The sequence below is a fragment of the Cyanobacterium sp. Dongsha4 genome (assembly GCF_036345015.1).
GTDB lineage: Bacteria > Cyanobacteriota > Cyanobacteriia > Cyanobacteriales > Cyanobacteriaceae > PCC-10605.
In genome coordinates this window covers 217706-232802 of record NZ_CP084098.1, presented here as the reverse complement: position 1 = coordinate 232802, position 15097 = coordinate 217706, and the positions used below count along the sequence as shown (strand labels likewise).

Here is a 15097-nt window from a genome sequence, read left to right as displayed (position 1 = left end):
ATCTATCACCATCATTGTAGTTTTATTTGTTAATTCTCTCTTAACTTTTTCTACAAATCAATTTCTTTTCCCCAAAGAAGGTTGGGTATTTTACTGTGGGATTTTGTGACAGAAAACTGCATAAAAACGAAAATCGACACTGATAAGTAATAGGAGAGGAAAATAATCAACCTAATTAGAACATCTTTATTATTGTGCCAATGTCTAACAAGAATGAGATGTTAAAAATCATAAAGACGTTTACCCTCTTTAATATTCGATATTAAGATTACTTATATAAGATATGACGAAGATTAAATCTATGAAAAAATCACCTCAGTTTATTTCTCAATCTTTACCCGCAGTGACAGGTGTTTTAGTGGCAGGTATTATTAACGTTACGGGAGGAAATGCTTTACAAACTTTTATGGGTTTAACAACCGCAACAATGGGGGGTTATGCTTCGACTGCTTTAGTTAATAGTCGTCGCAGTATAGCAATTCAAGAAATAGAAACTTTAGAAGCTGAAAAGAATAGATTACAAAAGGCGTTAAAAATTAATGGTGAATTAGACTATTTACAGCAACAGCAAGAATTGTTGATAACAAAAATTAGCAATTTGGAGGAAGAAAAACAAGATTTAGAAAGAAGAATTATTGCTATTAAACAAGAAAATTTTAATTTAGAAGAATTAGAAATAAGGATAGAAAAAAATAAAGCATTAAAAACAGAAATTAATGAATTGACAGCAGAATTAAACACTATAAAAGAGCAAATAAAAGAGAGAGAAAACCAAAAAGATAATTTATCTGTTGTATCAAGCCAGTTTTTACAAAAACAAGCAAAATTAAATGATTTAATGAAAACTATAGATAAATTAAAGAAAAGTAAAGAGAATTTAGAAATTACTAAAATTAATTATGAGGGTTTAAAAGAAAAATATACAATATTGGAAAATGAAAAGAATGACATATTAGAAAATATTGAGATTCTTAATAACACTAAAACAGTTATTCAAGACAAAATTAATCAACAGGAAAAATATAAAGTGAGATTAAATAATGTTCAAGAAGAATTTGAACATAAAAACTATCAACTAGAAGAATTAAATAATCAAATAGAAAATCTGAAGCGAAAAAGAGAAGAATTAGAAACATTTAATATAAATTATAATGCTTTGAAAGAAGAATATAGCATTTTAGAAAATAAGCAAAATCAAATCTTAGATGACATTAATAATCTCAATCATCAAAAAGAGATAATTCAAGATAATATTAATGAAAACGAAAAATATGAAATAAAGTTAAATAACATAAAAGAAGAATTTGAGCAAAAACAAAATGAATTAGCAAACTTAAACGATAAGCTAGAAAATCTCAATCAACAAATTGGTGAATTAGAAATTTTTAGAAGTAGCTATGATGCCTTAAAAAATGAATACGAAACTTTAGAAAATCAACAGGAAACTTTAGCATTAGAAATTCCTCGTTTACAATCAGAAAGAGATAGAATTTTACAAGAAATTCAAACTATTGAAACGAAGGCTCAACAAGTTGATTTATTAAGGAGAGAATTAGATGAATTAGATGCAAAATTTAGAATCAAAAGAGATAGTTTAAGTGCTTTAAAACGCAAAATACAATCTTTAGATACAGAAAAACAACTGCTAGAAAATGAGATTCATTTAAGAGAAGTAGAGATAAAAAGAAAAGAAGCTATAACTAGAGAATTGCAAGAGGAAATTAAAAGACTAAAAGAAGACTTAGAGGAGATAAAAAATAGTGTTGACTATGCTTTCCAAGCCTTAAAGATTCCCGTAGAAGTAAAAGCAAAACAGATGAGATATTTTGCCAATGAGTCTGACTTTTTAACAGAATTTAAGGTTTATTTAAAAGCAAAAGGCTTGACTTTTTCTGACAGAGTGATTAATGCCTTTCATACCTCTTTAAAGGTGCAAGATATTTCAGCTTTAGTTATTTTAGCAGGAATTAGTGGCACGGGAAAAAGTGAGTTACCCCAAGCCTATTGTGAGTTTATTGGTGCGCCTTTGGTGATGTTACCAGTGCAACCCCGTTGGGATTCTCCCCAAGATTTACAAGGGTTTTTTAACTATATTGAAAAGAAATATAAACCTACTGAGTTAATGCGTTATCTCTATCAACATAAAAGGCAAAATGACTTAAAAAATCGCATGGTTTTAGTTTTGCTAGATGAGATGAATTTGGCAAGAGTCGAATATTATTTTAGTGACTTTTTATCTAAATTAGAAAGTAGAAGAAATAAGGATACTTTTTTAGAAATTGAAGCAGGTAGTTTAAAGTTACCCACAGAAGAAAAATGGGTTAAAATTCCTGAACAATTTTTATTTGTTGGCACAATGAATGAAGACGAAACTACTCAATCTCTCTCGGATAAGGTATTAGATAGGGCAAATGTATTGACTTTTGGCAAACCTCCCGAATTGAAGTTAAGGGGAGTTAAGCAGAAGGTAGAGATTCCCGAAGAATATTTATCTTGGGAAACTTTTAACAGTTGGTGTCAACAACCCCAAGATGGTAGCAGTGTTTTAGATAGTGTTAAGGACTATGTTAATCGAGTTAATCACATTATGGAGGCTTTGGGAAGACCTTTTGCTCACCGAGTTTATCAGGCGATCGCAAAATATGTGGTAAACTATCCTAATGCTCTACAAGACGATAATATCAGAAAAAGCGCGATCACTCCGTGGCGCTGCGCGATCGCAGATCAATTTGGACAAAAATTATTACCGAAGTTAAGGGGTTTGATGGTAGAGGATAGCAATGTTAAACCCCAGTTAGACGAGTTGAAAAGAATCATCGATGAATTGGGGGATGAGTCTTTAAAACAGGCTTTTGAGGTGGCACGAAATGGGCAATACGGGCAGTTTCAATGGAAGGGGATGGTTTATCAGGAAACAATTAACGATTAGGTTATTTGTTTGTAGGGTAATGATTTAAAGCAATAAACCGCCTCGCAATAAATTGACGAGGCTAATAGCAAAAGTCGGCTAAAGCGACTAAGGAAATTTAATTCTTCCAAATTTACTAATCATTATTAACTATTAACTATTAACTATTAACTATTCACTACAATGTTTTATTATTCCAGTATTGCTGATTATTTAGACAATAAAATTCACTCGTTTAAATCCGAGTCTATTATCACCTTAAAAAGTAAAAATCGCCCTTTTCTCAAATTAGCCGATGATGAAGATTTACAACATCAATATCATTTCTTAATGGAAAGAGATAACGGATTATATGAAATTGGATTTCCCTTGATACAAGTTGCTGATTTTGCAGACACGCCCTAAACTTTATCAAAAAAAACTGGTTAGCGTAACTTCTACAGTAATGAAGGGCCTAAAAGCATGGGCAATTTTAATTAGCGTAGATATTACACTAATTATCAAAGACTTTTTCATATTTCAAAATCTAAGTAACCTCAGTTTTGGATAAGAAAACAGGCAGATAGTAAGCTGAATATAACAAACCATCAACTAACTACTGCCCTATGTTTAATTTAGATTATTTATTTTGTCATGTCGATGATTTCTGCCAACAATTTGAGCCTCAATGGCAACAAAAACTTATCTCTCATGGTGCTGTCCAACGTGTTCGTACTAAAAGTCTCTGTTTAAGTGAAATTATGACTATTCTCATTGCTTTTCACCAAAATCATTACCGTAATTTCAAACATTTTTATCTTAATCACGTTCAACAATATTGGACTTCTGCTTTTCCCAAACTTCCCAGTTATCAACGTTTTGTCCAATGGATTCCATCAACGATTATTCCCTTGTGTGTTTACCTCAAGCACTGTTTTGGTAACTGTACCGGAATTAGTTTTATTGATTCTACTAAGATCCAAGTTTGTCATAATCGCCGTATTCGCCAACATAAAGTATTTAAAAATTTAGCTCAAAGAGGCAAAACCTCTGTGGATTGGTTTTTTGGTTTTAAACTCCATCTGGTAGTCAATGAACTGGGGGAAATTGTGAATATGAGTTTAACCCCAGGTAATGTCGATGACCGTAAACCTGTAGTCGATCTTTTAAAAGAGCTTTGGGGAAAAGTTTTTGGTGATAGAGGTTATGTCTCACAAAAATTAGCCACAAAGCTACTGAAAGATTTTGGTATTGAGTTTTTTGCTAAACCCAGACGCAATATGAAGAACAAATTAATGAGACTTCATGACAAACTTTTATCTCGGAAACGAGCGATTGTCGAAACAATCAATGATCAGCTCAAAAACATATCACAAATAGAACATTCTCGTCATCGTTCACCAATAAATTTCTGTGTCAATATATTATGTGGGTTAATCGCATATTGTCATCAACCAAAAAAGCCCCACCTTTCCTTAGAATGGATTTTACCTCAATCTGCTTAACCAAAACTCAGGTTAAGTAATTGTATAGCACCAAACATACAACAGCTTAATTTGATAATTTGCAGACACGCCCTAGAAGAAGCTAAAAAATTTTATCAATAGACAAAATCTACATAAATCGGGCTAGAAGCCCGAACTAACAACTAAATTACTCACTAATTCCTAATTCCTAACAAAGGGTTTAAACCCCTTGCCAATCAATGATTACTCATCATCATCATCAATAATCATACTGTCAGGAGAATAAGTACGAGCAGACTGATCATCAATAATCACATCTTCATCATCCGTAAGAGAAGAAGATAAGCGATTACTTTCATCCATAAGAGCATAATCGTTACCATTTACCTCTCTGACAACGTCGTTTCCTTCCCAATCCTGACGTTCATAAGCATTGAAGCCAGTACCAGCAGGGATTAAACGTCCGATGATTACGTTTTCTTTCAAACCTCTTAACCAATCATTTTTACCCTCGATCGCAGCTTCTGTGAGTACTCTTGTGGTTTCTTGGAAACTTGCCGCCGAAATAAAGCTATCAGTATTCAAACTAGATTTAGTAATACCCATAATCAAAGGAGTATATTGTACAGGTGCGCCGCCAGTGATAGACATGGTTTCATTGTCTTTTTCAATTTGACGTAATTCCACCAACTCCCCGGGTAAACGGATAGTATCACCACCATCATCAACTCTTACTTTAGAAGTCATCTGACGCACAATCACCTCAATATGTTTATCAGAAATGTCGATACCTTGAGATTGATATACCCCTTGAACCTGATTAACCAAAAATAGTTGAGCCTTTTCTAATGCCGCCAAAGCACACTCAAACATTCCCTGATTATCCTCTTGCTCTTGATAGTAGGCATAGAAGATTTCCAGCAATTCATGAGGACTTGCTAAACCATCGGTTAAAGGATCGCCTGTTTCCACTCTTTGATTGTCGTTCACGATAATGTTTTGGTTAGGACTCAAAGGATACTCAGTAATAGTACCATCATCCTCAATTACCTTAACATCGATCGCTTCATCATCACGATATTCCACTTGACAGAAGCCGGGGCGACGTGCCAACAAGGCAGGTTCTTTGGGTTTACGGGCTTCGAGCAATTCTTCAATTCTTGGTAAACCTTGAACGATGTCCCCTGTTTTTGCCCGTTCAAATACGAGTAATACTAAATTATCACCCCGTTGAACTAAATCTCCTTGCTCAATATGTAAAATCGCACCAGCAGACACACGATAAGGACGAGCATAACGTAAGACTACTCGATTATCTTCCACTTTCAAAACTTTTGCTGATTCAGGAGCAGTTACATTTTCTGCTAATAGATCCCCTTGAGTGATAAAATCCCCTGCCTTACAAGTAGGCTTAGACTCAGTTTGTATATCAATCATGTCAGATTTTCTGACCACTAACACACGGCGAATGGCTTCAACTCCTTCTCTTACCCCTTGAATAATACCCTCCTCTTGACAGAGAATTTGAGTTGTACCAACTACATCTCCCGGAGCAATTTCTTGTCCATCTTCCACTAAAACACGAGTAATAATATTAGGTTCTGTTTCCAATTCACGACGTAAAAGGACAGATTCTAATACCACAATTTGTAAGCGGAAACAACCTTCTTCTGCTTCGTGAGGGACTAACTCAATATCCGCACTCATGCCCTCATGGGTTTCTAGTACCAATTGAGTGGTAACTAACTGTACTCCTTCAACACTTTTAACTCTTTCTCCATCTTTAAAGAAAGTACGCATTACGGGTTTTAAGTTAATAGCTGAACCCTGAGTATTCAATGATTCTTGGGAAGGAGACTGAGTAGTGTTAATTACTTCAAATTGTCTGATAGGACGTAATAATAAACCAACCCCTTCATTGGTATCAACAAATTGGGCAAAGTATTCTTCCTCAGTAATATTATTAGGAGCAATTTGAGTACCCGGGGGAATAATATTATCTTCGTCGATATTAGCTAAATAGTCAGGATCTAAGTCAAGGTATAGTTGCCCAGGCTTAACGATAATTTCTCTTAAAATATCATTTTTCTGAACAACCTCAACCACCCCACTAGACTGACAGAAAATATCTTTAACTATTTCTGTTCCTGCTTCTACATATTGACCATCTTCTACTAATAACAAGGAGATGTCTTTATTAATTTCGTGACTTTCTTCAGGAATCCAGACAATAGTTCCCTCTTTGATTACCTCATAACCTTGTTTTTTGTTACCTCGCCCTGTTTCTAACCCTGCATAGCGAATTAACCCCCCAGTATTGGTGGTATAGGTATCATCAATTAATTCGGCAACAACTTGATTATTTTGTACTTTTGTACCCTGAACTACCTTTAAAGCAAAGCGATCGCCTTTTTGGGTATGGATAACGTATTGTTGTTGACTACCATGATGTTCGAGATAAATATCTGCCTGATCCAAAGAAACGGAAGCAGTAATAATTTCGATTTCTCGGCTACCTTCTTCAAAACGGCAAACACCACCACTTTTAGTTTTTAACTTAGTTTCCGCTAATACAGAACCGGGCTTAACTTTGTCGCCATTTTTCACCGCAGGTTCAGCACCGGGGGGTAAATTGTAAACCTGTCCCGATAACACCCAAATTAAACCGTTACGAGAGGCGGTAGTGGTAGTATTACCCTGTTTATCGGTTTTACTTTCAGGGGCAATATCAGCAAAATGCACTTCTCCAGATAAGTCTGTAGCAACGTCTTTAGTTACTTTCTCGGTGGATCTGGTTTTTTGGGGCATTACTTCAGCAATGAGATCATTCTCTTGAACTACATCCCCTTCTCTGACTGCTAATAAACTATCTTTGGGTACAGAAATTTTTTCAGCACCAACAACAATATCCCCAGTTACCTCAACAACTAATTTTTGATCTCCATGACGGGTACGAGTTTCACGGACTTTTAATTTCTTACTGAATTTGACCGTGCCAGAGGTTGGAGTGGTAATACGACGAGCAACTTCCCCAGTAAATACCCCTCCTGTGTGGAAAGTACGCATAGTTAACTGAGTACCGGGTTCACCAATGGATTGAGCGGCAATAATTCCGATCGCTTCTCCCATATTTACCCAGTCACCGTGAGCCAATGACCATCCATAGCATTTTTGACATACAGAACGAGCAGTTTCACAGGTTAAAGGAGATCTTACTTTTACTTTATCAACCGCTTTACCGATAGCTTTTGCTAAATCATCATCAATGGCTTGATTACGTGTAGCAATAACTTCCCCTGTGGCAGGATCAATAACATCTTCTGCTAACACTCTTCCGAATAGACGATCAGATAAAGGAATCAAGATGCGATCGCCGTCTTTCATGGGGGTAACTTCAATACCTCGATGAGTACCACAATCATTTTCCCGAATAATTACATCCTGAGAAACGTCCACTAAACGACGGGTTAAATAACCAGAGTCGGCGGTACGCAAAGCCGTATCTACTAAACCTTTACGCGCACCGTAAGAAGAAATAATATACTCAGTAACGGTTAAACCTTCACGGAAATTAGTTTTAATGGGTAAGTCAATAATTTCCCCTTGAGGATCAGCCATCAAGCCACGCATACCAACTAACTGACGCACCTGAGAGATATTTCCCCTTGCACCAGAAAACGCCATCATATAAACAGAGTTAAGAGGATCAGTTTCACGGAAATTTTTAACCACCTCATCTTTCAAAGATTCAGAAGTATCATTCCAAGTATCGATTACCTTCTGGAAACGTTCAACCTCAGTAATTTCACCATTAGCATAACGACTGAGAGTATTTTTAATGGTGGACTCAGCTTCTGCCAACATTTCTTTTTTAATAGGAGGAATTTTCAAATCTTCCACACTAATAGAAACCGCCGCCTGAGTAGCATAACGGAAACCCAAAGTTTTTAACTGGTCACAAACAGAAGCACAACGGGCAGAACCTTGTTCGGTAAAAGTTTTAGCGATGAGCTTTTTTAAGCCCCCTTTATCGATTACCTTATTATAGAAAGTCTTATTTTTAGTCTCGTTAGCCATATTTCAATTAGCAATGAACAGTTAACAATGAACAATAAGTAGGTGTCAGGTATCAGGTTTTATTTAACTTTCCCTACTCCCTACGACCTACGGGTTGAATATATTTAACCCCTACCTACTTTTAAAAACCCCGAACTCCGAACTCAAGTCAACTTACAACTCCTCGTCGTCATCTTGACCTAAACTAGATAAACTGTAATCTTCTTTATAGGTAGGACGCTTAGGTGCTCGACTAGAAGCATCCATCAAGTCAACTTCTACGTGTTCGCTACCTTCTACCACTTTATGGACAGAAACATCTAAACCTAGAGATTGTAATTCTCGTAAGAGTACCTTAAAGGATTCAGGTGTACCGGGATGAGGAATTGGTTGTCCTTTAACGATCGCATTTAAGGCTTCATTTCGTCCTTGCATATCGTCGGATTTGACTGTCAATAATTCCTGTAAAGTATAAGCCGCACCATAAGCCTCTAATGCCCATACCTCCATCTCTCCGAATCTTTGTCCACCCTGTTGAGCTTTACCACCGAGAGGTTGTTGTGTCACCAATGAGTAAGGACCAGTAGAACGAGCGTGAATCTTATCATCCACCAAGTGAACTAATTTGAGCATATAGGCTTTACCCACTGTCACGGGGCGATCAAATGGTTCACCACTGCGGCCATCATAAAGTTGAATTTTACCAGGGTTATTCTCATCAAAAATCCAATCTTTACTTGGTTTCTTCGAGGCATCTTTTAACAAGCCATTGACAGTATTTCGAGACGCTTCCTCTCCATACATTTCATCAAAAGGAGTCATCTTGAAGCGATAGCCTAAATGTTCACCTGCCCACCCTAGAAGACACTCAAACACCTGTCCCACGTTCATACGGGAAGGAACACCCAAAGGATTTAGAACGATGTCCACGGGGCTTCCATCGGGCATATAGGGCATATCTTCACGGGGGAGGATGCGAGAAATAATCCCTTTATTACCATGACGACCTGCCATTTTATCCCCCACTTGGATTTTGCGTTTTTGAGCCACATATACACGGACTACCATATTTGCACCAGGGGGTAACTCGTCACCTTGTTCACGGGTAAACACTCGTACATAGACAACCCTTCCTTTTTCACCGTTGGGTAAACGTAAGGAGTTATCACGAACATCTCTGGCTTTTTCCCCGAAAATTGCTCGTAACAGTTTTTCTTCTGGTGGTTGATCCGATTCACCTTTAGGGGTTACTTTACCCACTAAAATATCTCCTGATTCTACCCAAGCACCCACACGGATAATCCCTTGTTCATCGAGGTTGAGTAAGGCATCTTCTCCCACATTAGGAATTTCACGGGTAATTTCTTCCGGACCTAATTTCGTTTGACGGGCTTCAATTTCGTGTTTTTCCACGTGAATAGTGGTGTAAATATCCTCTTGAACCAGTCTTTCACTAATTAAGATCGCATCCTCGTAGTTATAACCTTCCCAAGGCATATAAGCAACGGTGATATTGTTACCTAATGCTAACTCTCCCCCTTCGGTAGCAGAACCATCGGCTAATACCTGTCCGGGTACTACCTCTTCTCCTTCATCAACCAAAGGCTTTTGATTTAAACAGGTATCTTGGTTAGAACGTTCATACTTTTGAAGATTGTAAACTAACTCCTCTCCTTCCTTGGTTTTGAGCCTAATAGTTTTTGCATCTACATAAGTAATTTTGCCATAATGACGGGAAACAATTACCATCCCAGAATCTCTTGCCGCTTGGGCTTCTAAACCTGTACCCACTAAAGGACGTTCCGCCCGTAATAAAGGAACAGCTTGACGTTGCATATTAGAACCCATCAGGGCGCGGTTAGCGTCATCATGCTCCAGAAAAGGAATCATAGAGGTAGCTACAGAAACAATCTGTACAGGAGACACTGCTACATAATCCACCTGATTCGGAGTTGTGGTAGAAAATTCTTGACGGTAACGAATGGGTACAGATTCCCCTAAAATATTCCCTTCCTCGTCGGTAGAAATGTCACCCGGAGCAACCCTTTTATCGTCCTCTTCATCAGCAGTTAGGTACTCAGGGGTTAAATCCCAACGGACTTTTCCATTCTCAACTTTATAGTAAGGAGTAGTAATGAATCCGTACTCATTGATTCTGGCATAGGTAGCTAAAGAACCGATTAAACCTGCGTTAGGTCCTTCGGGAGTTTCCACAGGGCAAATACGTCCGTAGTGGCTAGGGTGAATGTCTCGCACGGCAAAACCTGCTCTATCTCGGCTTAAGCCCCCAGGTCCTAAAGCGGAAATACGACGTTTATGGGTTAATTCAGCTAAAGGATTGGTTTGATCCATGAATTGAGATAACTGAGACGAGCCAAAAAATTCTTTAATGGCCGCTACTAAAGGTTTAGGGTTAACCAAAGCCGCAGGAGTTAAGGTATTAGGATCACCAACGGTCATTCTTTCCCTGATAATTCTTTCTAGGCGGGATAAACCGACTCTGACTTGGTTTTGTAATAATTCTCCCACACTTCTGACTCGTCTATTGCCGAGGTGATCAATATCATCTACTTGCCCAATATCAAATTCAAGATTAATGAGATAGTCAACAACAGATAAAATATCTTCAATGGTTAATACCCTTACGTTATAAGGAACAGTCAAACGCAGTTTTTTGTTCATTTTGTAGCGTCCAACTTTCCCTAAATCATAACGTTTAGGATCAAAGAAGCGACTTTCTAATAAGGCTTGTCCACCGCTTACGGTTGGAGGTTCACCGGGGCGTAATTTGCGGTAAAGTTCCATGAGAGCATCATCTGTACTAGGATTGCCCTCTTTCTCCAAAGTTTTATGGTAAAATTCCGCATGGCGTAAACGATCCATAATTTCTCTATCTGTTAAGCCCATAGCTTTCAATAATACTTGGGCTGAGATTTTGCGGGTTTTATCGATTCTGACCCACACTACACCATGTTTATCAGTTTCAAATTTTAGCCATGCACCACGGTTAGGAATGACGGAGGCGGAGTAAGTTCTTTTTCCGTTTTTGTCCACCTCTGATTTAAAATAGACCCCCGGCGATCGCACTATCTGATTGACAATTACCCTTTCTGCACCATTGATCAAAAACGTACCTCTATCAGTCATCAATGGTAGATCACCGATAAATACTTCTTGTTCTTTTCTTTCTCCTGTTTCTTTGTTTAGCAACAATGTAGGTACATATACCTGTACTGAGTAAGTTGCATCTCTTTTTTTTGCTTCTTCGATGTGGTATTTTGGTTCTTTGAGGCGATATTTCTCCCCAATAAAGTGTAATTCTAGTTTTCCTGCATAATCAGTAATAGGCGTAAAACTGTTGAGTTCTTCGATTAAGCCATGCTCTAAAAACCATTTGTAACTAGAGCGTTGAATTTCGATTAAATCTGGTAACAGTTCTTGGGTTTTCATAGGTTAGTTGTCAATGATATTGAATTGATCTATTTAGATTCTGGGGTCAGGGTTTTGGTTATTTATTTTCTTTACCCTTGCTTTATTTTAAATTTAGAGGTTAAATAATTTACAGGCGTTCTTGGTTGTTTGGGATGCGATCGCATCTACTGATTGTCCCCTAATTTGTGCTAATTTCTCCGCTACATGAATCACATATGAAGGCTCATTGCGTTTACCACGATGGGGAGTAGGAGCTAAAAAAGGACAATCGGTTTCGATTAAAAGACGATCATCAGGAACAATAGACGCACTTTGATGGACGGTTTTGGCATTTTTAAAAGTCACAACTCCACTAAAGCTAACATACATTCCTAAATCAAGAAACCACTGAGTTTCCTCTGGATTTCCTGCCCAACAGTGCATCACTCCTGTTATTTTACCGTGTTCTTGATTAAATCTTACTAAAATATCCCGTAGGGCGGTAGCCGCATCTCTACAGTGAATAATGACGGGTTTATTTAATTGATAGGCAATTTCTAACTGTTTCCAGAAAACTTCTTTTTGTAACTCTGGTTGATTATCTTTGTAAAAATCTAAGCCCATTTCTCCGATTGCCACCACTTTGGGGCTGGATTGGGCAAACTCTAGTAATTGTTGGTAGGTAGTTTCTCCTTCCCACTTATTGGCAGAAAGGGGGTGTAAACCCACACTACAGTACAACTCAGGAAACTTTTCGGATAATTCCTTGATGCGATCGAACTCTTGAGGTTCAACACAGGAATGGATAAGTTTATTTACCCCAACCGATTGCCAACGACTGGAAACTAAATCCAAATCTTCCTGAAAGACATCAAAGTTTATATGTACATGAGTATCAATCAGTTGCATTAGTGTTTTTTGCCTAATGGTACAGGATTTTAATTAGGAATTAGGAACTAAGAATTAGAAATTAGCTTTTGCGATTATTCCTTAAATCCTTAATTTCCATTTTCATACTGATAAATTTCTGATAACTCCTAATTTTTTAAGGGTTAGATTCCCCTTTGATTTGAGAAAAAAATTAGCTAACTATTGTTAGCTATCGTATTGAGTGTTTAAGCGGTAAAAATTAATACCCCAATACCTAAGAGGCTTGTGCTTGGTTTGCTTTAGAAAATGCTCTAGCTAATCTAGCTTTTTTTCTTGCACCGTTATTTTTGTGATAAATACCTCTTTTAACTGCTTTGTCAATTTTGCTATATGCCGCAGATTGACAAGTTTGTACAGCCTGTTTTAACTCATCACTAGGAGAAGTTGTATAGGCTTCTACCGCTTGAAAATATTTTTTCATGAGGGTTTTAACCGCAGATTTGTAAGCCTTGTTACGAAGGCGGTTACGTTCGTTAATTTGGATTCTCTTGAGAGCAGATTTTGAATTAGCCACTATCCTTTATTGTTTTACTTAGACTACTATTTAATGATAAGTTTTTTCATAGAATATCAAAATATCTATTTTAACTTTCTATGGCAACTCTTGACAATACCCCTTTAATTATGAGTAGAGAGAAAAGGGCAAGAGGCAAGAGACGAAGGGCAAAGGGCAAAGGTAAATAGTTGATAATTAATAATTTCTAACTCTTAACACCTAAGCCCTAACTCCTAACTCATTTCTCCGCAATCCCCTACCCAATAACCTATTTCTCCCGAACACCCTTACACCTCTTTCCCAGCTTATAATTTTGCATAGAATAAGGATTTTATAAAGCACCAGCCGCAGTTTTATCAAACAAACCACCACTGAGATGATTCGTTAAATTAACTGCCTGTAAAATCGGTTTTCCATTTAAACCGTGAGGATAATCAACAACTGTTACTGCACCATTTCCTTGTTTAATATTCCAAAAGTTAGCAGATTCTAACCCTAATAAATAACAGATAATTACCTTATTTATAGCATCATGAGCGGCAACTAAACCCGTTTTCATTTTGCCTTCTTCGATATTCTCTTGGACGATTTCTTGCCAAGATGAGATCGCTCTCTCCCACACTTGTTGTAAATTTTCGCCTTCAGGCATTTGTACAGTTTCAGGTTTTGCTTTCCATTGTGCCAATAAACCGGGAAATTCTGCCTCAATTTCCGTTTCTAATTTACCTTCCCATAAACCATGAGAAATTTCCTCTAAATCTTTTTTAGTGGTTAAATTGACATGAGGATGATGTTTAAGAATAATCTCTGCGGTTTCCTTCGGACGCGATAATGGGCTAGTTACTGCAAAATCAATCTGCACATCTTTGAGAAACTCAGCCGCTTTTTCCGCTTGTTGTCTGCCATTATCATTGAGAGGAATATCTTTAACACCCTGAAAACGTGACATTCTATTCCATTCTGTTTCCCCATGACGTACCAATAATAATCTTAACCCCTGTTTTTGCTCAGGGCGAAAATCTGGTAATGGTGTACCTAAATGTCCAATTTGATTAAGAGATTCTAACTGCACAGAATCTCCAAAATTCCCCGTGAAATTCAAAACATTTACACAACAATTAGACTGTTGCAAACAGTGATAATAAGCTGGAGACATTCCCAAAGCGGTGAGAATTAAGCAACGGTTAATACCATTATGGGCAGTAATTAAAATGGTTTCGCCATCGTGGTTAGGAATAATCTCTTGCCAAAACTCTTGTGCTTGTTGATACAAGTCTAATACGGGATAAAACTCTTTACCCTCAAAAGTCATTTTTAACTCATCAGGTTTTTCCTTCCAAGTGCGATAGGCTTCAGGAAATTCTCTTTTGACATCTTCTTTTTTCCATTTTTCCCACTCAGGCAAGTTGATTTCTCTCAATTTCTCCATCACAGTGATAGAAGGTTTATACTGATTGAGAGATTGAACAATTTGAGCGGTTTTATAAGCTCGTTGTAATGGACTGCTATAAAATGCCCCTAATTTAACATCCTTGAGGGCTTCCCCTAATAATTGAGCTTGTTTTTCTCCTTTTTCCGTAATCACCGATTCATCACAACGCCCTTGTATCATTTTTTGAGCGTTATAACTACTTTGACCATGACGAGCTATTATTACACGAGTGGACATAATGAATTAAGAATTAAGAATTAAGAATGATTTGAGTTCGGAGTTCGGGGTTCGGAGTTCGGAGTTATAATATAGAGAATTGACTTATCCAATGGTTATTAAAATAAGGGCTAAAGCCCTCACTACGAAAGAGGTTATATTAATATTTTCAAGAGATGTTTAATATTCCCTCTCTCCCTTAC

Annotated in this window: 8 protein-coding genes; 3 read left to right on the top strand and 5 right to left on the bottom strand. The window is 37.2% G+C overall.

Annotation, left to right across the window (positions count from 1 at the left end):
* Positions 1 to 301: 301 nt before the first annotated feature.
* The 3 genes from Dongsha4_RS01040 to Dongsha4_RS01030 all read left to right on the top strand — a co-directional run bounded on the left by Dongsha4_RS01040 (position 302) and on the right by Dongsha4_RS01030 (position 4392).
* Entirely contained in the window at positions 302 to 2929 is a 2628-nt protein-coding gene (locus Dongsha4_RS01040) for an AAA family ATPase (RefSeq protein ID WP_330203947.1), read from the top strand.
* 162 nt (positions 2930 to 3091) lie between these two features.
* Positions 3092 to 3313 carry a hypothetical protein gene (locus tag Dongsha4_RS01035; protein ID WP_330203946.1) on the top strand — a complete coding sequence of 74 codons (222 nt, stop codon included), beginning with the start codon at positions 3092 to 3094 and terminating at the stop codon, positions 3311 to 3313.
* A gap of 200 nt (positions 3314 to 3513) precedes the next feature.
* Complete coding sequence (locus Dongsha4_RS01030) at positions 3514 to 4392, top strand: IS982 family transposase (RefSeq protein ID WP_217983190.1); 879 nt, start codon at positions 3514 to 3516, stop codon at positions 4390 to 4392.
* Between the two features lie 204 nt (positions 4393 to 4596).
* Here Dongsha4_RS01030 and Dongsha4_RS01025 read toward each other — a convergent pair whose 3' ends face one another.
* From Dongsha4_RS01025 to Dongsha4_RS01005, 5 genes are all read right to left on the bottom strand, one after another.
* Positions 4597 to 8430: a DNA-directed RNA polymerase subunit beta' gene (locus Dongsha4_RS01025; RefSeq protein ID WP_330203945.1), complete on the bottom strand. Its 3834-nt coding sequence runs from the start codon at positions 8428 to 8430 to the stop codon at positions 4597 to 4599.
* A 153-nt stretch (positions 8431 to 8583) separates the two neighbouring features.
* Positions 8584 to 11859 carry a DNA-directed RNA polymerase subunit beta gene (gene rpoB, locus Dongsha4_RS01020; RefSeq protein ID WP_330203944.1) on the bottom strand — a complete coding sequence of 1092 codons (3276 nt, stop codon included), beginning with the start codon at positions 11857 to 11859 and terminating at the stop codon, positions 8584 to 8586.
* Positions 11860 to 11952: 93 nt separating this feature from the next.
* The gene (locus tag Dongsha4_RS01015) at positions 11953 to 12729 is read right to left on the bottom strand and encodes a TatD family hydrolase (RefSeq protein WP_330203943.1); all 777 of its coding nucleotides are present in this window, start codon (positions 12727 to 12729) and stop codon (positions 11953 to 11955) included.
* A gap of 235 nt (positions 12730 to 12964) precedes the next feature.
* Complete coding sequence (rpsT, locus tag Dongsha4_RS01010) at positions 12965 to 13264, bottom strand: 30S ribosomal protein S20 (protein ID WP_330203942.1); 300 nt, start codon at positions 13262 to 13264, stop codon at positions 12965 to 12967.
* A gap of 313 nt (positions 13265 to 13577) precedes the next feature.
* Positions 13578 to 14915 (bottom strand): histidine phosphatase family protein, encoded by a 1338-nt coding sequence (locus tag Dongsha4_RS01005; protein WP_330203941.1) that lies wholly within the window; start codon positions 14913 to 14915, stop codon positions 13578 to 13580.
* Positions 14916 to 15097 lie beyond the last annotated feature (182 nt).